The organism is Pantoea sp. EKM21T, from assembly GCF_011800405.1.
Taxonomy (GTDB): Bacteria; Pseudomonadota; Gammaproteobacteria; order Enterobacterales; family Enterobacteriaceae; genus Pantoea; species Pantoea agglomerans.
In genome coordinates this window covers 197,420-223,912 of record NZ_JAALFV010000004.1, presented here as the reverse complement: position 1 = coordinate 223,912, position 26,493 = coordinate 197,420, and the positions used below count along the sequence as shown (strand labels likewise).

Genomic DNA, 26,493 nt, shown 5'->3' with positions numbered 1-26,493 from the left:
TGTTATTTTTTAGACGAATCGGACGTGTCGAACTGCTGCGTCAGATAGGTGCTGGTCGAGTTGAGTTTACTGATGGCCATATCCAGCTGAGTAAATTGCGTTTTATAGCGTGCGATATCGGCATCAATACGATCGCTGGTGGTGTTATAGAGGGTGGTTAACCTATTCAGTGTTTTACTCACGCCATCGGTGGCGGACTGAATAATCCCTTTAGTAGCCAGCCAGTCAGTCAGCTTGCTGTCGATTTTAGCGGCGATACCGGTTTTACCGTCACCTACGATCATCGCTTTCACACCTGCAGCATCTTTATCCAGTGCGCTGTTCAGCTTGGTCGAATCCAGTTTTAATGAACCGGTGGTGGGATCGGTGGTGACACCAATCTGACTCAGTGATTTAAAGGTAGATGTGCTCTGCGAATTAGTGAGCATGCTTTTCAGCTGCGTCTCAATCGTCCGTAACGTACTGTCACCCAGCAGGGCACCATTACTGGAGTCCTGTGCATCGCTGTTGGTATCCACTTTGGTGAATTTGGTCAGGGTATTGAACTGATCCAGCAACGTATTGTAGGCATCCACCCAGGCGCTGATGGCGCTGGAGGATTTTGAGGTGTCTTTGGTAATCGTCAGCGTCTCATCGCCAACTGTCTTCGCGGTCAGATTTAAAGTAATCCCTTCCAGCGCATCGCTAATCTGATTGCTGCTGTTTTCAATCGCAACATTGTTGACCGTCAGTTTGGCATTCTGCGCAGCGACGCTCTGGGTCATCACGTTGCTGCTGGCGGATGCGTCAAAGCCCACAATCCCCTGCAGCGTGCTGTCACCGGTGACGGCAATGGTCGCCACGGCATTATCACTGCCGGTTTTATTGGCGCTCATAGAGAGTCGGAAACTGCCGTCTGACACCTTAATAATACTGGCGGTGACGCCGGCATTGGCGCCGTTGATGGCGTCACGCATGCCGGTCAGCGAGGTCTGATCGCTGGAGAGCGTGATGCTTTTGCTGGTGCCATCTTTTAAGGTAATCGCGATGCTGCGGCTGGCCACGGAGCTGTCGCCCAGCGCGGCGGTGTTACTACTCTGTACGCCTGAGGTCAGAACCTGCGCCTGTGCCAGCTGCGAGACGTTAATGGCATATTTACCGGCTACGGTGCTGCCAGAAGTGGTCGCGCTGAACGCTGTGGAGCTACTGGCCGCAGTCGTAGCGGTAAACAGGTCAGCACTGTTCAGCTTGGTATTAGCAGCCTGGAAAGTTGTCAGTGAACTTTTCAGGGTGGCGTAAGCACTGAGCTTGGCCGTATAAGCTGTCTGCTGAGTAGAAATAGGTTTGAGTGAAGCTTTTTCAGCGGTGGTCAAACTGTCAAGCATGGTACTGAGTGGCAGGCCGGAACCCACACCGAGGTTGCTTATACTAGCCATATTAATTCCTTTATAAGGTCGACAGAAAATTGATACCTGGGTTATCGGCCTTGAATAAGGAAAGTTTAAGGTTATTTGCCTTAGGGTAATGAGGTAAATAAGCACTATAGAGAAGGGTAATTCAGCGGCTAGAAAATTAATGAATTAAGCCTAAAGAAGTTCGGGCGGGTGGCGATAACTTAAAACGTGACAGGTTGAAGCAGAAAAATTCGCCTGGTACTAAAAAAATTCTAAAGGTTGTTAAACGGCAGACGATAACAACTTTGACGGCGCTGAAGCCGGCGGGTTGAAGCCCACACCTTAACCGAAAGACTTGATTAACAGGAAAATTCATCATGGCCCAAGTCATTAATACCAACAGCCTCTCGCTGATCACTCAGAACAACATCAACAAGAACCAGTCAGCTCTGTCTACTTCAATGGAGCGTCTGTCTTCTGGTTTACGTATCAACAGCGCGAAAGATGACGCTGCTGGTCAGGCAATTGCCAACCGTTTCACCTCTAACATCAAGGGCCTGACTCAGGCTGCTCGTAACGCCAACGACGGTATCTCTGCTGCGCAGACTACTGAAGGCGCGCTGTCAGAAATCAACAACAACTTACAGCGTGTTCGTGAACTGACTGTACAGGCTAGCAGCGGTACCAACTCAGCTTCTGACAAATCTTCAATCCAGGACGAAATCAAATCCCGTCTGAGCGAAATCGACCGCGTATCTGGTCAGACTCAGTTCAACGGCGTGAACGTGCTGGCTAAAGATGGCTCAATGAAAATTCAGGTTGGCGCTAACGATGGCGAAACTATCACCATCGACCTGAAGAAAATTGACTCTTCTACGCTGAAACTGAACACTTTCAACGTGAATGGTCCACAGGGTACACCTACTGCTGCTGCAGCTGCTGACTTCCAGAGCGTTTACGGTTCTACCAGTAACGTATCTAAAGCCACTGTTGCTGAAGGCACAGCTGATAGCCTGGCGACTCGCCTGGGTGTTGCAGCCGCTAACGTCACTGTTACTGCAGATAAAGTGTATAAAGATGACAACGGCAACCTGTTCGCTAAAGTTAACGTGAAATCAGCCAGCGATGCAGAAACCAACAGCCTGAAAGCGAACGGTTTTGACATTGCTAACGGTGCAAACCAGGACTTCTACGTTGCAGTTGATGCGAAGGCTGCAGTAACGACTGCTGGTGGCGATACCGCTGCGTTCACACTGGATACGGCTAACATGAGCCTGTCTAACGTGACCTCGGGTTCAACTTCTGATCCACTGAAAAAGCTGGACGAAGCGATTGCCAGCGTTGATAAGTTCCGTTCTTCACTGGGTGCGATTCAGAACCGTCTGAACTCAGCCGTGACTAACCTGAACAACACCACCACTAACCTGTCTGCAGCACAGTCTCGTATTCAGGATGCTGACTACGCAACTGAAGTTTCAAACATGTCTAAAGCGCAGATCGTACAGCAGGCTGGTAACTCAGTGTTGGCTAAAGCTAACCAGGTTCCACAGCAGGTTCTGTCTCTGCTGCAGGGCTAATCACCCAACTTATAAAAGACAAACCCCGCTTCGGCGGGGTTTTTTTTATGCCTGCGATTAGCCTGTTTTTGCCCTGTTTCTCTGCCAATCAATCTCCCCGCGTTACTTTATCCTCACAGTAAGACTCTTTTTTAAATGCCTTTGTTGAGCAGGTAAATAATGAAAAATATTACTGTCGTGGAACCGCTCTTTGTCAGCGCCTTCAAATGTATTGGCAGTGAGTGTCGCGATCACTGCTGTAAGGGCTGGGATATCCACCTGGATAAGCCCACGGTCAATCGCTATTTAAAATCCTCGCTGATTGAAATCAAAACGCTGGCAGTTGAAAACATCACCACCACCCGCAAAAGCTTTGCCAGTTGGGGAACTATGAAGCTTAATGCTTCTGGCAACTGTGCATTTATGGATGAAAATCGCCTGTGCAAAGTGCATTCCCGGCTGGGTGCTGCCGCACTGAGCAACACCTGTGCGACCTATCCCCGAGCGGCGAACACCTTTAAATATGAACAGCAAAAAACGTTGGCGCTCTCCTGTCCGGAGGCGACCCGGCAATTATTAGCCTCACCTGACGCGATGCTGTTCGGGGAGAGCATCAGGCAACAACCTTATGGCAATAAAGCTAAAGATCTCGATCAGCAAAAGAAATTGCTGAATCTGATGTGTCTTAACATCATTAAATTCAGCGGCATTCATCTTGATGAAGGGTTTTACGCGCTGGCCAGCTTTCTGCTGGGTGCGGAAAGAGTAAGCCCTGAAGAAGACTGGCTGGTCCAGATGGAGCATCATTTTTCTGATGTCCTCAACAACCTGACACAGGGTGAAATCAGGCTGCAGCTTGACCAGGTTAAACCTGACTATAACCTGCAATGGTCTTTACTGTTGAGATTGCAAAGCTGGTTCAGCACCATGGCGGATAAGCGCGCCTTTCCTACCCTGAATCACTACGTTAATAAGCTGATTTACATTCAGGCCGAAGGGGCCAAAACCGATGACGTCAGTCAGCCAATGATCCGGCTGGACAACGTCTGGCAGAAGCAGGTTATGCCCTGGCTTGCTGAACGGCCATGGATAATGAATAACTATATTCAGTACCGCATTTATGATGATTTCTTCCCTAATAACGAAAATCACAGCCCGTTACTGAGCTTATATCTTCTGACGGCAGAATGGTTCCTGCTTAAATCACTGATTGCGGCCAATGTTGAGTTGGTCGGAACCGTCAGTGAAGAGGATATTATTAATATCATCTACAGCTACCACTCAATAACAAAACATACGCCACAATCGGTGATGGCGTTTCTGGCCGAGATTGATAAGGTCAAGGTCAATGACGATTTGTCGCTGATTTACCTGCTTAAATAATCTGAGGCGATGCAGCTTCGCATCATCGGCATCGCCCATTTGTCCCTGATAGCTACGGGCGGGCATTAGCTAATTGCTGAAAGAATTGCAGCTGGTGTGCTGGCTTATTTTTATGCCAGCAGCTCCAGGTAATGCAACGCAATTTAACACCCGCTTCCTTCAAACTGGTTTCCTGACCACAACCTTGCAGGCTGCCTGTCTCTCAATCCCAGGCAATCCCCCCAGCCCGTTACAGTTCCCCTCCAGACTGCCGATAACTCTTCACAGAACAACATCATTTTTGATTTTAACTTTGTGGAGTGTCTATGCGCTTCAATTATGACCTGTTACCGGGTGAGCGGCTGACCTTTGAAGAGATCGCCCGGCGTTATGCTCTGCAATACCCTGATGATAAAGAGCTGACGGCGCGCGCCTTGCTGAGTCCGTCAACCGGCCTGCGCACGCTGAAAATCCGCGCGGTGTTCGCGCAGGAAGAGAGCAACAGCCCGCTGGAGGATCTGCTGTTCATCTCCCATGACAACGAACGTAAAAATTACCTGCGTCGCTTTGAGCACTACCTTAAGCAGAATCTCTCCTTCCTCTATTTCCGTCGCAGCGATAGCGAGAAGCGCGACAACCTGTGGAAAGTGATGGGCAGCAGCCAGGTCTTCGCGATGATCGATCCCCAATCCGCCACGGCACAGAATCTGCTTAACAGTCGCGGCTATAAACTGGTGCTGATGCATCAGGATGATGAAGACGCTTACTGGCAGCTTTTCAATCCACAGGCGGATCCCTGTTTTCCGCAGTCGCAGCGCATTCAGTTCATCGTGGTGCTGAGTACGCCGCAGCACAAAGTCCCGGCGGCGGTGATGCCGGGAACTGAGGTCGGGCGTCGTGTCAAAGCCCGGGTGCTGCAGCGCGCCAGCCAGGCGGAATTCAGCGCCGGTGTCAAAGCCCGCTACGGCGCCTGTGTGATGACCGGCACCGAGCTGACCGAACGGCATAACTGGCCATGGGTGGAAGCCTGCCATATCGACACGCAGGAAGGGGATGACGGTGTACTGGCAGATAACAGCATCGATAACGGCCTGTTTTTACGCAGTGATTTGCAGCGGCTGTTTATTAACCGACTGATTAGCATTGATGGTGAATCGGGCGAGATTCTGGTGCATCCTGGTGAGGAGGCGCAGCAGCATCTGGCGCCCTGGTACCAGGAACTGGAAGGTCGCGTCTGCAGCCTGTGGGCGGCAGTGCCGCCCGCCACGCGGCAACGGCTGCGTGCCCGTCGTTAATCTTCACTGAAGAGTGCAGAAGGATCTGCACTCTGACGTAACAAAAATGAAATAGCCTCGTTTTACCCCGCCTATTCAGCCAATCGAAAACGCTACAGAATTGGATAATCATGCCGATAACTTCATTAACGCAGGGTAGTCAACGTGAACGATTTCTATACCGCCGAAGGCGTGATGGACAAGCATTCGCTCTGGCAGCGCTACGTGCCGCTGGTGCGCCATGAAGCGTTGCGTCTGCAGGTTCGCCTGCCGGCCAGTGTTGAGCTTGACGACTTGCTGCAGGCGGGTGGGATAGGGCTGTTAAATGCCGTAGAGCGTTATGACGCGCTCCAGGGTACAGCCTTTACCACCTATGCCGTGCAGCGTATTCGTGGCGCCATGCTCGACGAGCTTCGTAGTCGGGACTGGGCACCGCGCAGTGTGCGTCGTAATGCACGCGAGGTGGCCGGAGCAATGCACAGAGTGGAACAGTCGCTGGGGCGTTCTGCCTCTGAGCAGGAAGTGGCGCAGCAGCTGAATGTTTCCATGGAGGAGTACCGGCAGATCCTGCTGGACACCAACAACAGTCAACTTTTCTCCTACGACGAGTATCGGGAAGAGCACGGCGACAGCGCGGAGCTGGTGACGGAAGGCCATGAAGAGGCTAATCCGCTTCATCAGTTGCTTGAAGGGAGTCTGCGTGAGCGCGTCATTGAAGCGATCGAAGCGTTACCCGATCGTGAAAAGATGGTGCTGACACTGTACTACCAGGAAGAACTGAACCTGAAAGAGATTGGGGCGGTGCTTGATGTGGGTGAATCCCGTGTCAGCCAGCTGCACAGTCAGGCGATTAAACGCCTGCGTGCCCGACTTGCGGGAGCGCGCTAGCAGTATCAGTTCCTGGCGATTCAAAATTATAAAAAACCGGGGACTCAGTAATGGGAGCCAAGACCAAGGCCAGACCGTTAAGTCGTTATCTTAAAGACTATAAACACAGCCAGAGCAACTGTTCACACTGTGGCAAGGTATTAGATCGAATGGCGCTCGTTTTTCGTGGCCAGATCATCAATAAAGAGGCCATCGCTCGGATGGACCAGATGATTGATGAGCAGCTGTGGCTGAAACTTCAGCCCGAACTGACCGCGCTTTGTCGTTTTTGCAGTGATATTTTTTGTAATACCCATCCTAATTACTTCGACATAATGGCGTTTAAACAGTATCTGTTTGAACAGACAGAGATGAGCCCCAGCACAATTCGTGAATATGTGGTGCGGCTGCGTCGTCTGGATGAGATGCTGAAAGCCAGAAATTTCCCGGCCGACAGGCTTCAGGGAAATAGCTGGCATCAGTGTCTGGAAAGCGATCTGCCCGATGCCGGTAATAACAATTACCGCATCGCGCTGCGCAAGTACGATCAGTTCTTAGGCTGGCAGCAGGGTTAACCCTGATCTGCACCGATTGCTCCCCCGCGTGCCTGCGGCACGTTCCCCTTTTGCCCGCCAGCCGGGTAGAAGGGAAGGGGGAGCACGGCGCTTCTTTCTCCTGCAACTTTCACTACACATCTGTCTCACCGCATCTGCTGACACCTGAATCAGGGTGATCCTTTTCGCATCTTCTGCAACACTGTAAGGATAAATTGAATGCCCGAACGGAGGCAGCATTGTCTTTACATCTGTTACACCAATTCCCACGTCTTGAACTGCTGGGTGCACCCACGCCGTTAGAACATCTGCCTCGGCTCTCTGACTATCTGGGCCGCGATATTTTCATCAAACGCGATGATTTCACGCCGGTGGCGATGGGCGGCAATAAGCTGCGCAAGCTGGAATTTCTGGCGGCGGACGCGCTGCGTGAAGGCGCCGATGTGCTGCTGACCGCGGGCGCTATCCAGTCCAATCATGTGCGTCAGACGGCGGCAGTCGCGGCCCGGCTTGGCCTGAAGTGCGTGGCATTGCTGGAAAACCCGATTGGCACCCACGCAGAAAACTACCTGAGCAACGGCAACCGACTGTTGCTGGATCTGATGGACGCTGAAGTGGTTATGGTGGATGCGCTGAATAACCCTGCGGAACAGCTGGCTGAACAGGCCACGCGTCTGGAAGCCCAGGGTTATCGTCCTTACATCGTGCCGGTCGGCGGCTCAAATGCGCTGGGTGCACTAGGCTATGTAGAGTGCGCGCAGGAGATTGCTCATCAGAGCGAGGGTGTGGTCGATTTCGCCGCCGTGGTCGTGGCCTCGGGCAGTGCTGGTACCCATGCCGGACTGGCGGTGGGTCTGGAGCATCTGCTGCCGGAGACCGAGCTGGTGGGCGTCACCGTTTCACGCCAGGTTGAGGCGCAGTTGCCGCTGGTGGAGCGGCTGCGTCAGTCGCTGGCGGAGACGCTGGAAGTGCAGGCTAAGGCACCGATTACCCTGTGGGATGACTACTTTGCGCCACGCTACGGCGAACCCAATGATGAAGGCATGGCTGCGGTGAAACTGCTGGCGCGGCTGGAAGGGATCCTGCTGGACCCGGTCTACACCGGCAAGGCGATGGCCGGACTGCTGGACGGCGTCAGCCAGAATCGTTTCCGCCGTGAAGGTCCGTTGCTGTTTATTCATACGGGTGGCGCACCGGCGTTATTTGCTTATCATCCTTCGGTCTGAGACAAGCGAATAAAACAGTTTATACTCCGTGGGTTATCCTACTGGACTGGCAGCGACAAGCCGTGCTGCCCTTATAAGAACACACACACAATACTGTCAATAATGGGGTGAATATGTCCTTTTCTCGTGCAGGTCGTCAGATGATGATGGGCGTCATGGCCGTGGCGCTGATTGCTGGCGTCAACGTTAAAACCTTTGCAGCGGAAAATCTGCTGAACAAAATTAAAGAGCGCGGCACGCTGCTGGTGGGTCTGGAAGGCACCTATCCGCCATTCAGCTTCCAGGATGAAAAGGGCAAGCTGACCGGCTTTGAAGTGGAATTCGCGGAACAGCTGGCACAGCACATGGGCGTCAAGGCGAGCCTGAAACCGACCAAGTGGGACGGCATGCTGGCCTCACTCGACGCGAAGCGCATCGATGTGGTCATTAACCAGGTCACCATCTCTGATGAGCGTAAGAAGAAGTATGACTTCTCCACGCCATACACGGTCTCCGGCATTCAGGCGCTGACCATGAAAGCCAATGCGAACACCATCACCAAACCTGCTGACCTGGCCGGTAAAAAAGTGGGCGTCGGTCTGGGCACCAACTACGAGCAGTGGCTGCGTGAGAATGTGAAGGGCGTGGACATCCGTACCTATGATGATGACCCGACGAAATATCAGGATCTGCGTTCTGGCCGTCTGAATGCCATTCTGGTTGACCGTCTGGCCGCGCTGGATCTGGTGAAGAAAACGGGCGATACCATGGCGGTCGCGGGTGATGCGTTCTCCCGTCAGGAATCGGGCGTGGCGGTACGTAAAGGCAACGACGACCTGCTGAAAGCGATCGACCAGGCCATTGCTGACATGCAGAAAGATGGCTCGCTGAGCAAGCTGTCTCAGAAATGGTTTGGCGCGGACGTGACGAAATAATGCAGGAAAGTCTTCAACTGGTGCTGGATTCAGCACCTTTTTTATTAAAAGGCGCGCTGTTTACGCTGCAGCTCAGCATCGGCGGCATGTTCTTTGGCCTGCTGCTGGGCTTTATTCTGGCGCTGATGCGTCTGTCGCGCTTCTGGCCGGTTCGCTGGCTGGCGCGGATCTATGTCTCGATCTTTCGTGGCACGCCGCTGATCGCCCAGCTGTTTATGATCTATTACGGCCTGCCGCAGTTTGGCATTGAACTGGATCCGATCCCCTCCGCGATGATTGGTCTTTCCCTGAATACCGCAGCCTATGCCTCAGAGTCACTGCGCGGCGCGATTTCATCGATTGAGCGCGGGCAGTGGGAAGCGGCGGCAAGTATCGGCATGACGCGCTGGCAAACCCTGCGCCGGGTGATCCTGCCCCAGGCAGCTCGCACCGCGCTGCCCCCGCTGGGCAACAGCTTTATCAGCCTGGTGAAAGATACCTCGCTGGCGGCGACCATTCAGGTACCGGAGCTGTTCCGTCAGGCGCAGTTGATCACCTCACGCACGCTGGAAGTCTTTACCATGTATCTGGCAGCCTCGCTGATCTACTGGGTGATGGCAACGGTGTTATCTGCGTTGCAGAACCGGCTGGAACAGCATGTTAATCGTCAGGATTCGGAGTCGAAATGAGCGCCATCGAAGTCAGAAAGCTGGTGAAGTCTTTTAACGGCCAGACGGTGCTGCACGACATCGACCTTGATGTGGCCGCCGGTGAAGTGGTGGCCATTATCGGCCCCAGCGGATCAGGTAAAACCACGCTGCTGCGCAGTATCAATCTGCTGGAAGTGCCGGATAGCGGCACCATCCGGGTCGGAGAGATTACCGTTGATGCAGCGCTGGCACAGAGTAAGCAGAAAGAGCAGGTGCGTCGTCTGCGTCAGCAGGTCGGGTTTGTCTTCCAGAACTTCAATCTGTTTCCGCATCGTTCGGTGATGGAGAACATTATTGAAGGGCCGGTGATCGTCAAAGGCGAAGCGAAAGCGGATGCGGTAGCCCGCGCCCGCACGCTGCTGGAGAAGGTCGGGCTGCACGGCAAAGAAGAGAGCTATCCGCGCCGTCTGTCGGGCGGGCAGCAACAGCGCGTTGCGATTGCGCGTGCGCTGGCGATGCGGCCGGAAGTGATCCTGTTTGATGAACCGACCTCGGCACTGGATCCGGAGCTGGTGGGCGAGGTGCTCAGCACCATTCGCGCGCTGGCCGAAGAGAAACGCACCATGGTCATCGTCACGCATGAGATGAGCTTTGCCCGCGATGTGGCTGACCGCGCCATTTTTATGGATCAGGGGCGGATTGTGGAGCAGGGCGAAGCGAAAGCGTTGTTCAGTAACCCTCAGCAGCCGCGCACCCGTCAGTTCCTTGATAAATTTCTGAATCAGTAATCCACACTGCCTTCCCAGGAAGGCAGTTTTAACCTGTTTAAAACCCTCATCTTTTAAGCTGCAAATGGCTATGGTCACGTTATTAACAGGCGCAGTATCATAAATAATTCTGCTGCTGTTAAACCTTTTGGCACATCTGACAAATCTTTTCTTTTCATCGGGGATATATTGGCTTTTCCCGTTGCCACTTTCTCTTAATTATATTTTCTGAATTATGAAGCAACATTATCCTTTAAACAGGCTGCGGCACTGCTAATTAGTGTGTTGCGTCGATATTAATAAGTGTAAGGAAACGTTCTGCTGAGTAAATAACTGTGGTAACAGGGCCACTCAGCGGCTTTTAAGAGTTTCGCTACATTCATCACCGGTTCAATGGCGAATAATTGCCGGATAATCATAAAAGCAATACTGATTTCCTCGCTTTTACTTTCCAGCATTCTGACCTACACAGCAGGAGTCATTGAATGAACCAGACTAAGTCAGATCAGATATTGTGGGTAGATACCCTGAAGGGCGCCTGCATATTACTGGTGGTCCTGTACCACACAGTTTTACCCGGCTTTGAAGGGACGATGAAATATCTCTCTGCCGGATGGATCCCCGCCGAAATATGGATACAGTTTAATACGGTACTGTCGCCGCTGCGTATGCCCGCCTTCTTCTTTGTCTCGGGATTACTGGCGACCAATGGCATTCTGAACCGGCCATGGAAGCAGGTATTTACCAGTCGCATCACCAATCTTTTTTATCTCTATATTCTGTGGGGGTTTATTCAGTGGTGGTCAATTATCGGTATCTCCACTGAAATTACCGGCCAGCGGATTTCGCAGAATCTTAATGCCGCCTATGCGGGTTCACTATTCGAGTTTCTCAAGCTGACCTTTATGGCCATGAGTACCTCGTGGTATCTGTATGGGCTGGGACTCTATTTCCTCTGTGCCAAAGTTTTCCGTCAATATAAGCTGGCCCTGGTGGCGGTGGCGATCCTGCTGAATTATCTGGCGGCAGAAAAAGTGATCCCGTTCTGGGGACCACAGAGCCTGGCCCAATATTTTGTGTTCTTCCTGTTAGGGGCATTCTGGAGCCAGACGATGCTGCGCCTGAGTGAATGGCGGCGTGAGAATCTGATGCCCTGGGCGCTACTGGCGGCAGCCGCCGGGATTCATGTTCTATTCGGTCTGGATAAGAGTCTGTTCCTGTGTGTACTGGCGGTGTTATTCAGTATCGCGGCCTGTCGTTGGCTGAATCAGCACTTCAGCATGCGCTATCTCAACTGGGTTGGCCGCAATACGCTGCAGATTTACGTCATCCACCGTATTTTTATCGAGTTTTTTGGCATGTCTGCGATTCTGTTCGCGCAGCGGCATCATCTGTTCGAGCAGGCGTGGTTTTCGTTTCTCTGGGCCTGTTTCTATCCGGTGGCCATCGTGGGACTTTGCTCGCTCTGTTCAGTGGCCATCTGGTCGCTGACCAATCGCGGAGTCGGGCAGTCGCTGTTTGTGTTCCCGACGTTAATGAAAAGGGCGCCTGGCGGCGCGAGCGGTGGGTAAGTTACGCTTAGCAGCGGGGAAGTTACGCTTTGCAGCGGGCTTGCACTGAGCGGGTTTCGCCCGCCAGGCGATGGGGAGTTTCATGTCACTTAGCCGCGCGTTAGCACTGAGCGGGTTTCGCCCGCCAAGCGATGAGGAGTTTCAGGTTGCCCGAGCAGGCGGACGCGTCAAGGGGCGGACGCCCGCCCCTTAACAATCCCGGCGTCCGGCTGCCTGCGCGCCCCGCTGTGCGGGGTGCCTTCGTCACGCCCTGCGGCCGACGGACCGTCCGGACTCGCCATCCCTGGCTCGTGCCGTCCTTTCGCCGACGTCCTGTCGGCTCATCCTGGCCTCCGGTTGTTCCTCAGCGCTGCGGACGCCACTGGGAAACCCCCTGCCGGTGGGTTTGTCACCCGGACTGGCTGGGCTCCGGCCGCTGAAAGCGGGAAAAGATTCATAAGGTTTCGCTTTGTAGCGGGCTTGCACTGAGCGGTTTCGCCTGCAAGGCGATGGGGCGTCTTAGTTCACTTAGCCGCGCGTTAGCGCTGAGAGGGTTACGCCCGCCAGGCGATGGGGAGTTTCAGGTTGCCTGTGCAGGCGGACGCGTCAAGGGGCGGACGCCCGCCCCTTAACAATCCCGGCGTCCGGCTGCCTGCGCGCCCCGCGTAGCGGGGTGCCCTCGTCACGCCCTGCGGCCGACGGACCGTCCGGACTCGCCATCCCTGGCTCGTACCGTCCTTTCGCCGACGTCCTGTCGGCTCATCCTGGCCTCCGGTTGTTCCTCAGCGCTGCGGACGCCTCTGGCAAACCCCTGCCGGTGATTTCTTTGTGTTTTCTTTAGTGCAGCGTTGTCTGGTGACCCGAAAGCCAGTCTCAATTCCGGAAGCTTACCGCAACACTCTTAGTGACCTGAAAATGAGATAGCAGCGTGTAGGGTTGAATGCCATTCTATGTGCTGAGCCGAAAGTCAGAGGCAATCCCAAAAAACCACAGCGATAAAGCACTCAACATAAAAAGCAGAGATAACAGCGGGTGGGTTGAATAACATTCGGTCTGCTGAGCAAAAATTCAGAGGCAATCCCAAAAAATTACAGCGATAAAGCACTCAACATAAAAAGCAGAGATAACAGCGGGTGGGTTGAATAACATTCGGTCTGCTGAGCAAAAATTCAGAGGCAATCCCAAAAAATTACAGCGATAAAGCACTCAACATCAAAAGCAGAGATAACAGCGGGCGGGTGGAATAACATTCGGTCTGCTGAGCCGAAAGTCAGAGGCAATTTCCAAACTCACAGCGACAGCGAACCCAACATAAAAAGAAAAGATAACAGCGAGGGGGTGGGGAGGCCGTCAGAACCGCTGAGCGGATGAGGGATTTCAGGACGAGCGACAGGGATGTCGCGAAGAGGCGGGTTCGCGCCAGGGATGGCGCGTCCCGCTGGTCCGTGAGAAATCCTGAAGAGGCGAAGGAACCGCGAAGCGGCGGTGAAGCAGGCCGGAGCCCGGGGTCAAGGGGGCGCGGCGACTGGCGCCCCCTTGTCGGTCGCCTGCAGAGGCGAATCTGAAACTGCCTGGCTTACCAGGCGAACGAAACCTTCTCATAGCCCGTTCGCGCAGCGAACAACTCCAGCTCCAGCTCCGGACCTCAGCCCGTTCGCGCAGCGAACAACTCCAGCTCCAGCTCCGGACCTCAGCCCGTTCGCGCAGCGAACAACGCCAGCTTCAGCACCGCACCTCAGCCCGTTCGCGCAGTGAACAATCTCGCGAACGCCCCTTACCCTATGGTCATCAGGCTCGCATTACCGCCTGCCGCAGCGGTATTCACACTCAGCGAACGCTCAATCAGCAGACGCTCCAGCAGCAGATTGGTCTCGCCGCGGGCAAAGCCCTGCACCGACACAATCGCACCTTCACGTGCGGCAATCTGTTCACACAGGGTACGCAGCTGATCGGCATCACCGTGATAGATCACCGCATCAAACTCTGCCGCTAACGGGTCACGCGCCAGCGTGATGCGAGCTTTAACTGCATCCGGCAGCGAGGCCAGCAGGGTGCGATGCAGCTCATCATCCTGCCACAGTGCTTTACTGCCGACGCTGGTCACCGCGGCCAGCTGGATTAACGCATCCTGCTCGTTATCAGCCAGACAGAGCACCTGATCACGCGGCAACAGTGAGAAGGTATTGCGCTCGCCTGTCGGGCCAGGCAGCAGACGGACCACGCCCGCCTGCGCCAGATCGCCATAGTGCTGGCAGAGTTCAGCCAGTTCAGGCTTATCCTTAGCCCAGTTGCTAAGTGCCAGATGCGGGGCCAGCAGTGACTGACGCAGCGTGCTGTCCGCCGGGCGTTCTGCATCCTGACGATCAAAAGTCAGACGCAGCGCACTATCCGGACGATGCGCCAGCAAGCGGTAAAGATAGAGCGGACCGCCGGCTTTCGGACCGGTACCGGATAAGCCCTCGCCACCAAACGGCTGTACGCCGACCACCGCGCCCACCATATTGCGGTTGACGTAGAGATTGCCGACTCGGGCGTTCGCCGTAACCTGTGCAATCGTTTCGTCGATGCGGGTATGTACGCCCAGCGTCAGGCCATAGCCGGACGCATTGATCTGCTCAACCAGCTGCGGCAGGTTATTGCGGGTGAAACGCACCACGTGCAGCACCGGGCCAAAAATCTCTTTATCCAGATCGCTGACCTGGCTCAGCTCAATCAGTGTCGGTTTAACAAAGGTACCGCTATTCCACTCTTTGCTGTCCTGCGGGTTTTCCTGCACCGCCTGATAGACCGTGAAGCCTTTATTACGCATCGCCTGAATATGGCGATCGATATTGGCTTTCGCTTCGGCATCAATGACCGGGCCGATGTCGGTCGAAAAGCGTTCCGGATTGCCCATGCGGCACTCCGCCATCGCGCCGCGCAGCATCTTCAGGGTATGGTCGGCGACATCTTCCTGAATGCAGAGCAGGCGCAGGGCAGAACAGCGCTGTCCGGCACTGTCGAAGGCAGAGGCGACGATATCGATCACCACCTGCTCAGTCAGCGCGGAAGAGTCAACGATCATCGCATTCATGCCGCCGGTCTCAGCAATCAGCGGCACAGGACGACCGTGCTGGTCAAGACGACCCGCCAGATTACGCTGCAGCAGTGTCGCCACCGCAGTAGAACCGGTAAACATCACGCCACGCACCCGAACGTCACCGGTCAGCTGTGCACCAACGGTTTCACCCTGGCCAGGCAGCAGTTGCAGCACGCCTGGCGGCACACCCGCATCCAGCAGGATCTGAACCGCCTGTGCGGCAATCAGCGGTGTCTGCTCGGCCGGTTTGGCCAGCACGCTGTTGCCCGCTGCCAGTGCAGCCGCAATCTGACCGGTAAAGATCGCCAACGGGAAGTTCCATGGACTGATGCAGACCACCGGGCCCAGCGGACGATGGGTTTCGTTGTCGAAATCGTCACGCACCATTCCGGCGTAGTAATAGAGGAAATCAACCGCTTCGCGCACTTCCGCGATGGCGTTGTTGTAGGTTTTGCCCGCTTCACGCACCAGGATGCCGAGCAGCTGCTGCATTTGGCCTTCCATGATCTGTGCGGCGCGTTCCAGAATGGCGGCACGCTCCTGCGGCGGTGTGGCAAACCAGATCGGCCCGCTGTTCACCGCGGCATCCAGCGCCACAGAAACTTCCTGCTCTGTGGCTTCACGGACCTGACCTACGCGGTCGCCAGGCGCTGCCGGGTTCAGAATGTCGCGCAACTCGCCGGCACCCGCTTCACCGTCGATCATCGGCTCGGCCAGGCAGGGCTGTGCGGCGCTGCTCAGCAGGGCGCTGGAGAGTGAGGCAAGACGGTGTTCGTTGGCCATATCCAGACCCGCAGAGTTGACGCGGTTATCGCCATACAGATCGCGCGGCAGGGGGATTTTCGGATGCGGCAGACCAATGGCACCTTCGCTGGTACCCAGCTTCTCCACCGCGCTCACCGGATCGGCCACCAGTTCATCAATCGGCAGCGAGGTGTCAGCAATGCGGTTAACAAAGGAGGTGTTGGCCCCGTTTTCTAACAGGCGGCGCACCAGATAGGCCAGCAGGGTTTCATGGGTACCGACCGGCGCATAGATACGGCAGGGGCGGTTAAGTTTGCCGTCCGCCACTTTGCCGACCACCTGCTCATAGAGCGGTTCGCCCATGCCGTGCAGGCACTGGAACTCATACTGACCGGGATAGTAGTTGTTGCCCGCCAGCTGATAAATCGCCGCCAGGGTGTGGGCATTATGGGTAGCGAACTGCGGATAGATCAGGCTTGGCACGGCCAGTAGTTTGCGGGCGCAGGCCAGGTAAGAGATATCGGTGTAAACCTTGCGGGTGTAGACCGGATAGCCTTCCAGGCCTTCCATCTGGGCGCGCTTGATTTCGCTGTCCCAGTACGCGCCTTTCACCAGACGAATCATCAGGCGACGGCGGCTGCGCTGCGCCAGGTCGATCAGCTCATCAATCACAAACGGACAGCGTTTCATGTAGGCCTGAATCACAAAACCGATGCCGTTCCAGCCTTCCAGCTCTGGCTCGAAACAGAGTTTCTCCAGTAAATCCAGCGACAGTTCCAGCCGGTCCGCCTCTTCTGCATCGATGTTGATGCCGATGTCATAGGAGCGGGCCAGCAGCGTCAGCGATTTCAGAATAGGGTAGAGCTCTTCCATCACGCGCTCATACTGCGCACGGCTGTAGCGGGGATGCAGTGCTGAGAGCTTGATAGAGATGCCGGGACCTTCATAGATGCCGCGACCATTCGACGCTTTACCAATGGCATGGATCGCCTGCTGATAAGAGAGCAGATAGGCTTTGGCATCGCCTGCCGTCAGGGCCGCTTCGCCCAGCATGTCATAGGAGTAGCGGAAGCCTTTCTCTTCCAGCTTGCGGGCGTTAGCCAGCGCTTCGGCAATGGTTTCACCGGTAACGAACTGCTCGCCCATCAGACGCATCGCCATATCCACGCCTTTGCGGATCAGCGGTTCGCCACCTTTACCAATAATGCGGTTAAGCGAGCTTGAGAGATTCGACTCGTTGTGGGTCGAGACCAGCCGGCCGGTGAACAGCAGGCCCCAGGTCGCCGCGTTGACAAACAGTGACGGGCTGCGTCCCAGATGTGACTGCCAGTTGCCGTTGCTGATCTTGTCGCGGATCAGCGCATCGCGCGTTGGCTTGTCGGGAATACGCAGTAGCGCTTCAGCCAGACACATCAGCGCCACACCTTCATGGGAGGAGAGTGAGAACTCCTGCAGCAGGCTCTGCACCATGCCCGCGCGTCCGGTTGCCCCTTTCTGGTGCCGCAGCTTGTCGGCAAGCTGGTAAGCCAGCTGATGGGTTTTCTCTGCCAGCGCCGCCGGTAAACGTGCCTGTTCCAGCATCATTGGCACCGCATCAGTCTCCGGACGACGCCATGCGGCGGTCACCGCTGAACGGGTCACTGACTGAGGTAAAATCTGCTCTGCAAAATCAAGGAACGGCTGGTGCGTCTCCTCTGGCTGGGTGTCGTCGGACTCCGCGGCCGCCTGGGCAGAAAGCGGGATCTCAGGCACGGTATCGCCGGTTTCCAGCTGGCCCAGGTAGTTAAAGATCGCCTGTTTAATCAGCCAGTGTGGCGTGCGATCGATGCGCTGCGCAGCCAGTTTGATGCGCTCGCGTGTCGCGTCATCCAGTTTTACACCCATGGTAGTTGTAGCCATGACTCCAGAGCTCCTTGATAGTGGTTCGATACGGCGTTGGCTGCACTATCACTTAAGTTGCAACTTTGTGCAACCGTGTTAAATGTGAGCCAGTTAACACCCTTTTAACGTCGACGATTGTTAAATCCCGCAATGCGGCACGGATATTGCTGCAAGATCCTCGCCAGTCTGGCAGACCCGATGAAAAGCGGGTTTCAGGCAGGTAATGCGATGGTGCAACCGGATAACTGTGAGCGAGTGCAACCTATGAGCACGTTTTCACAAACGGTTAGTGAAATCACTGTAACGCCTGTGTTAAATCCATTGTGCGCACAACGCCTTTCCGGCAGGATACCGCGCCGCTGGGAAATGAGTGACGCCCTGACGAAGAAAATCGGCCCGCTTTGCCCCGTTCCGGCAGGCGGGTAGCTGGCGATTTCTCTGGGATATCAAATAATAAGTGGAGAGACAGATGAGTGTAAGTACACCTTTGCTGGTGACCTTTTTGGTTTATATTCTTGGGATGGTATTAATCGGGTTTGTGGCTTATCGCTCAACCAAAAACTTTGATGATTATATCCTCGGTGGCCGCAGTCTGGGTAGCGTGGTTACGGCACTCTCTGCCGGTGCATCCGATATGAGCGGCTGGCTGCTGATGGGCTTACCGGGTGCGATCTTCATCTCCGGTATCTCTGAAAGCTGGATTGCGATTGGCCTGATTATTGGTGCCTGGCTCAACTGGAAAATTGTGGCAGGACGTCTGCGGGTTCAGACCGAGCATCACAACAACGCGCTGACGCTGCCGGACTTCTTCACCAGCCGTTTTGAAGATCACAGTAAAATCCTGCGCGTGATCTCCGCCATTGTCATCCTGGTGTTCTTTACCATCTATTGCGCCTCGGGCGTGGTGGCCGGTGCGCGTCTGTTTGAAAGCACCTTTGGTATGAGTTACCAGACCGCTCTGTGGGCGGGCGCAGCGGCGACCATTCTCTATACGCTGGTGGGTGGTTTCCTGGCGGTGAGCTGGACCGATACCGTTCAGGCGAGCCTGATGTTTTTTGCGCTGATTCTGACGCCGGTGTTTGTGATTATCGCGGTCGGCGGCTGGTCTGATTCGCTGGCGGTGATTGAAGCGAAGAGCCTGGAAAACCTCGACATGCTGAAGGGACTGAACTTTGTCGCGGTAATCTCCCTGCTCGGCTGGGGCCTGGGCTACTTCGGGCAGCCCCATATTCTGGCGCGCTTTATGGCGGCAGATTCGCATCGTTCAATCCGTACCGCTCGCCGTATCGGTATGACCTGGATGGTGCTTTGTCTGGCCGGTGCCGTGGCGGTGGGCTTCTTCGGTATCGCCTGGTTCCAGAACAACCCGACGCTGGCGGTTGGCGTTAACGCCAATGCGGAGCGGGTCTTTATCGAGCTGGCGCGTATCCTGTTCAACCCATGGATTGCCGGTATTCTGCTGTCAGCGATCCTGGCAGCCGTGATGTCAACGCTGAGCTGTCAGCTGCTGGTCTGCTCCAGCGCCCTGACCGAAGATCTCTACAAAGGCCTCCTGCGTAAAAATGCCAGTCAGAAAGAGCTGGTATGGGTAGGGCGTCTGATGGTGCTGCTGGTGGCGCTGATCGCGATCGCGCTGGCGGCTAACCCGGAAAACCGCGTGCTGGGCCTGGTGAGCTACGCCTGGGCGGGCTTCGGGGCGGCGTTTGGTCCGGTAGTACTGTTTGGTGTCTGCTGGAAGCGGATGAACCGCAACGGTGCGCTGGCGGGCATGATCGTCGGTGCGCTGACCGTGCTGGTGTGGAAACAGTACGGCTGGCTGGGACTGTATGAAATCATCCCGGGCTTCATTTTCGCCAGCATCGCCATTGTAGTGTTCACGCTGATAGGCCGTGAGCCATCAGCAGAAGCGCAGCAGCGCTTTGCCGCTGCAGAGGCGGAGTTCCAGACAAAATAAGCGAGGCGTTAATCGCCTGGCCCGTCCCGAAAGGGGCGGGCTTTTTTGTTACAAAGATAAACCACTCAAAGATGAAATTATCTCCACCGGCAACTTGTTTTTTTCTCAGCGATAATGATAATCGGTATCGTTTACACTTTACCTTATTTTACTGTTTATTGACGCTGCTTAACATTCAAGAGGTTGGCGATGTTTGTTCCTTTTCTCATCATGCTGCGCGAAGGGCTTGAAGCCGCGCTGATAGTCAGCCTGATAGCCAGCTATCTCAAACGCACCCAGCGCACCCAATGGTTTCCCGCGATGTGGGCTGGCGTGTTTATTGCCGCCGGGCTCTGTCTGGGCCTGGGTCTGTTCATCAATGCCACCACCGGTGAGTTCCCGCAGAAAGAGCAGGAGCTGTTTGAGGGCATCGTGGCGCTGATTGCGGTGGTGATCCTCACCTCAATGGTTTTCTGGATGCGCAAAGTCGCCCGCAACATCAGGGTCGAGCTTGAACAGGCGGTCGATCAGGCGCTGCAACGCTCAGGTCGTGGCGGTCTGGCACTGGTGCTGATGGTGTTTCTTGCCGTGGCGCGCGAAGGGCTGGAGTCGGTGTTCTTCCTGCTGGCGGCGTTTACCCAGGATGTCGGTTATGCGCCGCCGATTGGCGCAGTGCTGGGTCTGGCAACCGCGGTCGTGCTGGGCATGCTGCTCTACTGGGGCGGTATCCGTCTTAACATGGCCCATTTCTTCCGCTGGACCAGCGTATTCATCCTGTTTGTCGCCGCGGGTCTGGCAGCGGGCGCCATCCGCGCCTTCCACGAAGCGGGTTTATGGAATCGCTTTCAGGATGTCGCCTTCGATCTCAGCAATACCTTATCGACCCATTCGCTGTTCGGCACCCTGCTGGAAGGGGTGCTGGGTTATCAGGAGTCCCCAAGCGTCAGTGAAGTGACCGTTTACTTTGCCTACCTGATCCCGGCGCTGATTCTGTTCTTTATGCCTGCGCGTTCTGCTGCGTCGGCCACTGTGTAATTTGACATTTAACGGGCGCATCTTACGCCTGCAACATGATAGGGAAAGAGAGATGACAATGCGTTTCCGCCGCAAGGCACTGCTGCTTCCTCTGCTGGCAATCTCCGCAACGGCGGCCGCGGCGGTTCCTCAGGTTACCGTAAGCGTCACCGACAAGCAGTGCGAGCCGATGAGCTTAACGGTCAAGGCCGGTAAGACCCAGTTCCTGATTAAAAACAACAGCCAGAAAGCGCTGGAGTGGGAGATCCTCAAAGGCGTGATGGTGGTTGAAGAGCGTGAGAATATCGCGCCGGGCTTCAGTCAGAAACTGACCGCCAATCTGGAGGCGGGCGAATATGAGATGACCTGTGGGCTGCTGAGCAATCCAAAAGGCAAGCTGATTGTGCAAGCCGGTGAGGGTGCGGCAAAAAGTGCCACCTCAGCACGTATGCAGCTGGAAGGCCCGATCACCGAATACAAAGCCTATGTGACCGATCAGGTGAAACAGCTGGTGAGCAACACCCAGGCCTTTACTGACGCCGTTAAAGCGGGTGACGTTGAAAAAGCCAAAGCGCTGTTTGCTCCGACCCGTCAGTATTATGAGCGCATTGAGCCGATTGCTGAGCTCTTCTCCGATCTCGACGGCAGCATTGACGCCCGTGAAGATGACTATGAGAAAAAAGCGGCCGATCCTAAGTTCACCGGTTTCCACCGTCTGGAGAAAGCGCTGTTTGCTGATAACAGCACGAAAGGCATGGCGGACTACGCTGAGCAGCTGAATAAAGATGTGAAAGATTTGCAGGTGCGCATCAGCGAACTGGCCTTCCCGCCAGCCAAAGTGGTCGGCGGCGCAGCCGGCCTGATTGAAGAGGTCGCTTCCAGCAAAATCTCCGGTGAAGAAGATCGCTACAGCCGGACTGACCTGTGGGACTTCCAGGCGAACATTGATGGCGCGCAGAAAATCGTTGAGCTGCTGCGACCCATGGTAAGCAAAGCCAATCCGCAGTTGCTGGCCAAGGTTGACGCCAACTTCAAAAAAGTGGATGCGATCCTGAGTAAGTACCGCACCCAAACCGGTTTTGAATCCTATGAGAAACTGACCAGCGCCGACCGTAACGCGCTGAAAGGACCGATCACCGCACTGGCGGAAGATCTTTCATTACTTCGTGGCACCCTGGGTCTGGATTAATCATGAGTCGCAAGGAAGATGACGCGCAGCCTGCGCGTCGTCGGTTACTAAAAGGGCTGGGGCTGCTGGGTGGCGCGGCAGCGCTGGGCGGCGGCTGTCCGTTCCATGCAGCCGCCGCCGACAGCTTTTCGCCGGGGACGGTTACGCCGCAGGCCCGACAGCAGATGCAGCCGTTTTATGGTCAGCATCAGGCAGGTATCACGACGCCACAGCAGGCATCGATGATGCTGGTGGCGTTTGATCTGCTCAGCAGCGATAAAACGGAGCTGGTGCGTCTGTTCCGGTTGCTGACCCAGCGTATTGCCTTTCTGACCACGGGCGGTCCGGCACCGGTAGTCACCAATCCGCGGTTGCCGCCAATGGATTCCGGCATTCTTGGGGCGACTATCGCGCCTGATAATCTGACGATTACCGTGTCGGTCGGCAATTCACTGTTTGATGAACGCTTTGGTCTGGCGCCGCACAAACCGAAAAAATTGCAGCCGATGACTCGCTTTCCCAATGATTCGCTGGATGCCAGTCAGTGTCATGGCGATCTACTGTTGCAGCTCTGTGCCAACACCCAGGATACGGTGATTCATGCCCTGCGGGATATCATCAAGCATACGCCTGACCTGCTTGGCGTACGCTGGCGGCGCGAAGGCTTTATCTCCGATCACGCTGCGCGCAGTCAGGGGCAGGAGACCCCGATCAACCTGCTGGGTTTCAAAGATGGCACCGCCAATCCGGATACCCACAACCCTGCTCTGATGAATCAGCTGCTGTGGGTGACCGACGATCAGGACGAACCGGTCTGGGCGCGCAATGGCAGCTATCAGGCTGTACGGTTAATCCGCTTTCACGTCGAAATGTGGGATCGCACGCCGCTGGGCGAGCAACAGACTATCTTTGGTCGCGAGAAATTAAGTGGCGCGCCGCTGGGGATGCAGCATGAGCGCGACGTTCCGGATTACGCCCGTGATCCGGACGGTGAGGTGATTGCACTGGATGCGCACATCCGTCTTGCCAACCCCCGCACGCCAGAGACGGCAAGCAGCCTGATGCTGCGGCGCGGCTACAGTTACTCTGCGGGAATCTCTGCATCGGGACAGCTGGAGATGGGGTTGCTGTTCGTCTGCTATCAGCACGATCTGGAACGCGGCTTTCTCACGGTGCAGCGGCGCCTCAACGGCGAAGCGCTGGAAGAATATATCCGGCCTTTTGGCGGCGGTTACTTTTTTGTTTTGCCCGGTGTACCAGACGCCAGCCATTATTTAGCGCAGTCATTGCTGGAAGCCTGATTAAAATTCAACCACTGTGGGCGTCCCTGTTCTGGTCGCCCACGTTTTACGGTTTTCGTGCTTTGCTGACTGAGGTTAAACTGAGTTTTAGCGGTTTTTTGATGTATATAAAATAAGGTAATACGCTGTAATTAAAAGCTTTTACATTTTGCCTTAAAAGAAATGCATACAGGTGATTAGCAATTCTTTTGCCAGCAGGTAAAATTACTATTGCAAAGGCCCAACAAAATGGTGCACTTTATTAAACAGGCGTAATCGGATGTGTTGATGTATCACACTGGAGTTCGCGCATGGGTCGAGTCTTTAATGGAAAGTCACTGTCAGTAAATAGATTGCGCCTGACCGCGAGGGCAATTCTGCCTCGTTATTTCTTCCTTCCTTCAACCATCTCTTTTGTCTTATCGCATCCTGTTTTATCCGGTGTTCAGCTACGCTATTGCGCTGCTGCATACCCACTATCCTGTCCTGTCATGGCTCAAAAGGAAGCCAACTGAAACCTCTAAAGCGTTCACGTTATCGCAACGGGCCACCGGCCTGACGCAGGAAATGAAACCAACTGAAAGGTGCCACTATGGGAAGACAGAAAGCAGTGATCAAAGCGCGTCGTGAAGCAAGAAGAGTGCTTCGTAGTGACTCAAGAAGTCATCGTCAGCGTGAAGAAGAGTCGGTCACTTCGCTGGTGCATATGAGTGGACTGGATGCCATTGGCATGGCGCGCGATACGCGTGACCGGTTGCCGATTGAAGCCCGTAATGAAGCTCAGGCGCACTATCTTAACGCCATAGAGAGAAAACAGCTGATCTTCGCAACCGGTGAAGCCGGGTGCGGTAAAACCTGGATCAGTGCCGCAAAAGCGGCTGAGGCCCTGATTAATAAGGATATCGACAGGATTATCGTTACGCGCCCGGTACTGCAGGCGGATGAGGATCTGGGATTCCTTCCCGGCGATATTTCTGAGAAATTCGCGCCTTATTTCCGCCCGGTTTATGACATTCTGGTTAAACGTCTTGGCGCATCCTTTATGCAATATTGTCTGCGTCCTGAAATTGCCAAGGTAGAGATTGCACCGTTCGCCTATATGCGTGGTCGCACCTTCGAAAATGCTGTGGTAATTCTGGACGAGGCGCAGAACGTCACCGCCGCGCAGATGAAAATGTTCCTGACCCGACTGGGCGAAAACGTCACGGTCATTGTTAACGGCGATATTACCCAGTGCGACTTGCCCGCTGGGGTGCCTTCCGGTCTCGCAGACGCGCTGGCGCGTTTCGAAGAGGACGAGATGGTTGGCATTGTACGCTTCGGCAAAGAAGATTGTGTGCGTTCTGCGCTGTGTCAGCGCACCCTGCACGCGTATAGCTAGCGTTTGATTGAGTAGAAGTGTAGCGCCCAAACCCGGCTCCGGCCGGGTTTTCTTATTGTGGGGCAGCGGCTGCGCACGTGGTCGTTCCCCGGCGGGAGTTATCACGCTCTCTCAGAGTGAAATATGCAAAAAAAAGAGCCTGAACAAAAGTTCAGGCTCTTCTTTGAAGATGGCGGTGAGAGAGGGGTTCGAACCCTCGATACGTTGCCGTATACACACTTTCCAGGCGTGCTCCTTCAGCCACTCGGACACCTCACCAGATTTACTTCGCTGACCGCGATGGGTCAACGGGGCGGTACTATAGGGAGTCGGTTGAAAACGGTCAAGCACTATTTTTCTCTTTTGATCTATTCGCTTAAGCTCTGAACGAATCGATTTACTGCGGCATAAAACCCGCCGTTTTACCGGCCACATCCCGCCATACTGATGAGCCCGGTCAGGTGAGTTTTATAGCAGCAAATAAACCGGGGCGGCGTTCTCACCCTCGTTACTGGTCAGACGCTGCCCCGACTGATGCCGGAATCAGCTCTTTACTCTGTTAGCGAAACTTTTCCGCAGCTTCTGTAATTTCGGTGGAATGACCGCCATGCAGTAGCCGTTGCGCTGGCCCGCGCCTTCCCAGTAATCCTGATGATAAGCTTCAGCGGGATACCACTCTTTCAGCGGCTCAATGGTGGTCACCACCGGCACATCATGGTCAGCCTGAGCGCGGGCAATGGCGGCGCGTGCTTCCGCTTCCTGCTCTGCATTGGCCGGGAAAATGGCGGAACGATACTGGGTGCCAATATCATTACCCTGACGGTTAAGCTGGGTCGGATCATGCGTCACAAAGCTGATATCCAGCAGATCGCCAAAGCTGACTTTCTCCGGGTCGAAGCCAATGCGGATCGCTTCCGCATGACCGGTCGCACCGCTGCAGACCTGCTCATAAGTCGGATTCGGCCGGGCACCGCCGGTATAACCGCTTTCTACCGACTCTACGCCGATCACATCCTTAAATACCGCTTCGGTACACCAGAAACAGCCGCCAGCGATAACTGCGTATTCGATTGCCATAATAATTTACTCCTGTCAGGTCGAAAGAGGTGAATGGGGGCGCGGAAGAGCGCTTTCAACTAAATCAGCATCTCCGGTTTAAAATCGCCGCTCTTATCCAGAATTTTGTCGCTCATCACGCTGAACCGGCCTTCGCCAGTGTAGTGCAGGGTAGTGGGATATTCCGGCTGCTCGGCAACGTGTGCTTTAACAATCTCAAAAATAAACAGGTTGTAGTTAGCGACCATCGAATCGTCATAAAGCTGACACTCAAAGCTGGCAAAACATTCGGCAATCATCGGCGCGCCAACCACCTCAGCGGGTTCCGGCGTCAGGCCAAAGGCCTCAAACTTATCAATGCTGTCGCCGTGGCTGTTGCCGATTGCCACAACTTCATCAATCAGCGAGGCAGAAGGAATATTCAGCACGCACTGACCGCTGTTGCGGATCAGCTCGTGGCTGTGGTTCATACCGGCAATCATGCAGCCGACCAGTGACGGAGAAAACTCCAGCACCGTGTGCCAGCCGAGCGTCATGATGTCATGTTGATCTCCGTACTGCGAACTGAGCAGCAGCACCGGTCCGGGTTCAAGGTATTTGCGGGCTTTGCTGACCGGAAAAGCATATTTGTGCATGCGTTGGCTCATGGCGTAACTCCTGTAACGGAACGTAGCCATTAAGTGTAGAGCACCGGGCGGATGCAGCAGGCGTGTCAGCGGGCAGAAATGCGAGGTTGATGGCGGCGTCCGGCAGCGCAGACATTTTTAGCGGCAGTGTCGCGAGCTTAAGGTTTTCTTAATATGCAATCGCGATACTGCCTGCTTTAACTGAGGATGATGCTATGAAAACTGCTCCTGTTGCCCTGTCTGTGACTGCTCCGCGTCCGATGAGTGAATATGCTGCACT

The 26,493-nt window shown here is 54.9% G+C and carries 19 protein-coding genes and 1 tRNA gene; 15 read left to right on the top strand and 5 right to left on the bottom strand.

The annotated features are described in order from the left end of the window. Nucleotides 1-2 precede the first annotated feature (2 nt). Nucleotides 3-1,415 carry a flagellar filament capping protein FliD gene (gene fliD, locus HFD87_RS09875; RefSeq protein ID WP_167423313.1) on the bottom strand — a complete coding sequence of 471 codons (1,413 nt, stop codon included), beginning with the start codon at nucleotides 1,413-1,415 and terminating at the stop codon, nucleotides 3-5. Between the two features lie 335 nt (nucleotides 1,416-1,750). Here fliD and HFD87_RS09870 point away from each other — a divergent pair, with 335 nt between their 5' ends. From HFD87_RS09870 to HFD87_RS09825, 10 genes are all read left to right on the top strand, one after another. Further along, nucleotides 1,751-2,950, top strand: a complete 1,200-nt coding sequence (locus tag HFD87_RS09870; RefSeq protein WP_022625486.1) for a FliC/FljB family flagellin — start codon at nucleotides 1,751-1,753, stop codon at nucleotides 2,948-2,950. Nucleotides 2,951-3,109: 159 nt separating this feature from the next. Then, the gene (gene fliB, locus HFD87_RS09865) at nucleotides 3,110-4,312 is read left to right on the top strand and encodes a flagellin lysine-N-methylase (protein WP_163798620.1); all 1,203 of its coding nucleotides are present in this window, start codon (nucleotides 3,110-3,112) and stop codon (nucleotides 4,310-4,312) included. Between the two features lie 305 nt (nucleotides 4,313-4,617). Continuing rightward, nucleotides 4,618-5,586, top strand: coding sequence for an HNH endonuclease signature motif containing protein (locus HFD87_RS09860; RefSeq protein ID WP_010247595.1), 969 nt, complete (start codon nucleotides 4,618-4,620; stop codon nucleotides 5,584-5,586). A gap of 144 nt (nucleotides 5,587-5,730) precedes the next feature. After that, on the top strand, nucleotides 5,731-6,453 hold the full coding sequence (locus HFD87_RS09855) for an RNA polymerase sigma factor FliA (protein WP_003854529.1): 723 nt from the start codon (nucleotides 5,731-5,733) through the stop codon (nucleotides 6,451-6,453). 50 nt (nucleotides 6,454-6,503) lie between these two features. Continuing rightward, nucleotides 6,504-7,007, top strand: a complete 504-nt coding sequence (gene fliZ, locus HFD87_RS09850; RefSeq protein ID WP_010247591.1) for a flagella biosynthesis regulatory protein FliZ — start codon at nucleotides 6,504-6,506, stop codon at nucleotides 7,005-7,007. Nucleotides 7,008-7,225: 218 nt separating this feature from the next. Then, a complete protein-coding gene (locus tag HFD87_RS09845) occupies nucleotides 7,226-8,212 on the top strand; it encodes a D-cysteine desulfhydrase (protein ID WP_022625488.1) in 987 nt (328 codons plus the stop codon). Between the two features lie 113 nt (nucleotides 8,213-8,325). Further along, the gene (tcyJ, locus tag HFD87_RS09840) at nucleotides 8,326-9,126 is read left to right on the top strand and encodes a cystine ABC transporter substrate-binding protein (RefSeq protein WP_010247584.1); all 801 of its coding nucleotides are present in this window, start codon (nucleotides 8,326-8,328) and stop codon (nucleotides 9,124-9,126) included. After that, nucleotides 9,126-9,794 carry a cystine ABC transporter permease gene (tcyL, locus tag HFD87_RS09835; RefSeq protein WP_003854540.1) on the top strand — a complete coding sequence of 223 codons (669 nt, stop codon included), beginning with the start codon at nucleotides 9,126-9,128 and terminating at the stop codon, nucleotides 9,792-9,794. The genes tcyJ and tcyL overlap by 1 nt, the downstream gene beginning before the upstream one ends. Further along, complete coding sequence (gene tcyN, locus HFD87_RS09830) at nucleotides 9,791-10,543, top strand: L-cystine ABC transporter ATP-binding protein TcyN (protein ID WP_010247571.1); 753 nt, start codon at nucleotides 9,791-9,793, stop codon at nucleotides 10,541-10,543. Before tcyL ends, tcyN begins: the two co-directional genes overlap by 4 nt. Nucleotides 10,544-11,007: 464 nt before the next feature. Beyond that, on the top strand, nucleotides 11,008-12,093 hold the full coding sequence (locus tag HFD87_RS09825; protein ID WP_010247569.1) for an acyltransferase family protein: 1,086 nt from the start codon (nucleotides 11,008-11,010) through the stop codon (nucleotides 12,091-12,093). 1,753 nt (nucleotides 12,094-13,846) lie between these two features. Here HFD87_RS09825 and putA read toward each other — a convergent pair. Further along, nucleotides 13,847-17,794, bottom strand: a complete 3,948-nt coding sequence (gene putA, locus HFD87_RS09820; RefSeq protein ID WP_167423312.1) for a trifunctional transcriptional regulator/proline dehydrogenase/L-glutamate gamma-semialdehyde dehydrogenase — start codon at nucleotides 17,792-17,794, stop codon at nucleotides 13,847-13,849. Nucleotides 17,795-18,245: 451 nt separating this feature from the next. Here putA and putP point away from each other — a divergent pair, with 451 nt between their 5' ends. The 5 genes from putP (at nucleotide 18,246) to phoH (ending at nucleotide 24,552) form a co-directional block, all read left to right on the top strand. Further along, nucleotides 18,246-19,730: a sodium/proline symporter PutP gene (gene putP, locus HFD87_RS09815; protein WP_167423311.1), complete on the top strand. Its 1,485-nt coding sequence runs from the start codon at nucleotides 18,246-18,248 to the stop codon at nucleotides 19,728-19,730. A 189-nt stretch (nucleotides 19,731-19,919) separates the two neighbouring features. Beyond that, nucleotides 19,920-20,744 carry an iron uptake transporter permease EfeU gene (gene efeU / locus HFD87_RS09810; protein ID WP_010258496.1) on the top strand — a complete coding sequence of 275 codons (825 nt, stop codon included), beginning with the start codon at nucleotides 19,920-19,922 and terminating at the stop codon, nucleotides 20,742-20,744. A gap of 52 nt (nucleotides 20,745-20,796) precedes the next feature. Then, nucleotides 20,797-21,912 (top strand): iron uptake system protein EfeO, encoded by a 1,116-nt coding sequence (gene efeO, locus HFD87_RS09805; protein ID WP_033757969.1) that lies wholly within the window; start codon nucleotides 20,797-20,799, stop codon nucleotides 21,910-21,912. 2 nt (nucleotides 21,913-21,914) lie between these two features. Then, nucleotides 21,915-23,192, top strand: a complete 1,278-nt coding sequence (efeB, locus tag HFD87_RS09800) for an iron uptake transporter deferrochelatase/peroxidase subunit (RefSeq protein ID WP_167423310.1) — start codon at nucleotides 21,915-21,917, stop codon at nucleotides 23,190-23,192. A 571-nt stretch (nucleotides 23,193-23,763) separates the two neighbouring features. Then, nucleotides 23,764-24,552, top strand: coding sequence for a phosphate starvation-inducible protein PhoH (phoH, locus tag HFD87_RS09795; protein ID WP_010258505.1), 789 nt, complete (start codon nucleotides 23,764-23,766; stop codon nucleotides 24,550-24,552). Between the two features lie 170 nt (nucleotides 24,553-24,722). On the opposite strand, the gene HFD87_RS09790 is transcribed toward phoH, so the two are convergent. The 3 genes from HFD87_RS09790 to HFD87_RS09780 all read right to left on the bottom strand — a co-directional run bounded on the left by HFD87_RS09790 (nucleotide 24,723) and on the right by HFD87_RS09780 (nucleotide 26,234). Next, a tRNA-Ser gene (locus tag HFD87_RS09790) sits at nucleotides 24,723-24,810 on the bottom strand. A gap of 264 nt (nucleotides 24,811-25,074) precedes the next feature. Next, a complete protein-coding gene (msrA, locus tag HFD87_RS09785) occupies nucleotides 25,075-25,608 on the bottom strand; it encodes a peptide-methionine (S)-S-oxide reductase MsrA (protein ID WP_031594591.1) in 534 nt (177 codons plus the stop codon). A 59-nt stretch (nucleotides 25,609-25,667) separates the two neighbouring features. Then, complete coding sequence (locus tag HFD87_RS09780) at nucleotides 25,668-26,234, bottom strand: flavin reductase family protein (protein WP_181955678.1); 567 nt, start codon at nucleotides 26,232-26,234, stop codon at nucleotides 25,668-25,670. Nucleotides 26,235-26,493: the final 259 nt, after the last annotated feature.

Coding starts and splice junctions, on each gene's coding strand:
- fliD (WP_167423313.1), bottom strand. CDS start 1,415: ATGGCTAGTATAAGCAACCTCGGTGTGGGTTCCGGCCTGCCACTCAGT.
- tcyJ (WP_010247584.1), top strand. CDS start 8,326: ATGTCCTTTTCTCGTGCAGGTCGTCAGATGATGATGGGCGTCATGGCC.
- HFD87_RS09780 (WP_181955678.1), bottom strand. CDS start 26,234: ATGAGCCAACGCATGCACAAATATGCTTTTCCGGTCAGCAAAGCCCGC.
- putA (WP_167423312.1), bottom strand. CDS start 17,794: ATGGCTACAACTACCATGGGTGTAAAACTGGATGACGCGACACGCGAG.
- efeO (WP_033757969.1), top strand. CDS start 20,797: ATGACAATGCGTTTCCGCCGCAAGGCACTGCTGCTTCCTCTGCTGGCA.
- tcyN (WP_010247571.1), top strand. CDS start 9,791: ATGAGCGCCATCGAAGTCAGAAAGCTGGTGAAGTCTTTTAACGGCCAG.
- msrA (WP_031594591.1), bottom strand. CDS start 25,608: ATGGCAATCGAATACGCAGTTATCGCTGGCGGCTGTTTCTGGTGTACC.
- efeB (WP_167423310.1), top strand. CDS start 21,915: ATGAGTCGCAAGGAAGATGACGCGCAGCCTGCGCGTCGTCGGTTACTA.
- putP (WP_167423311.1), top strand. CDS start 18,246: ATGAGTGTAAGTACACCTTTGCTGGTGACCTTTTTGGTTTATATTCTT.
- HFD87_RS09825 (WP_010247569.1), top strand. CDS start 11,008: ATGAACCAGACTAAGTCAGATCAGATATTGTGGGTAGATACCCTGAAG.
- HFD87_RS09870 (WP_022625486.1), top strand. CDS start 1,751: ATGGCCCAAGTCATTAATACCAACAGCCTCTCGCTGATCACTCAGAAC.
- fliB (WP_163798620.1), top strand. CDS start 3,110: ATGAAAAATATTACTGTCGTGGAACCGCTCTTTGTCAGCGCCTTCAAA.
- fliZ (WP_010247591.1), top strand. CDS start 6,504: ATGGGAGCCAAGACCAAGGCCAGACCGTTAAGTCGTTATCTTAAAGAC.
- tcyL (WP_003854540.1), top strand. CDS start 9,126: ATGCAGGAAAGTCTTCAACTGGTGCTGGATTCAGCACCTTTTTTATTA.
- phoH (WP_010258505.1), top strand. CDS start 23,764: ATGGGAAGACAGAAAGCAGTGATCAAAGCGCGTCGTGAAGCAAGAAGA.
- HFD87_RS09860 (WP_010247595.1), top strand. CDS start 4,618: ATGCGCTTCAATTATGACCTGTTACCGGGTGAGCGGCTGACCTTTGAA.
- efeU (WP_010258496.1), top strand. CDS start 19,920: ATGTTTGTTCCTTTTCTCATCATGCTGCGCGAAGGGCTTGAAGCCGCG.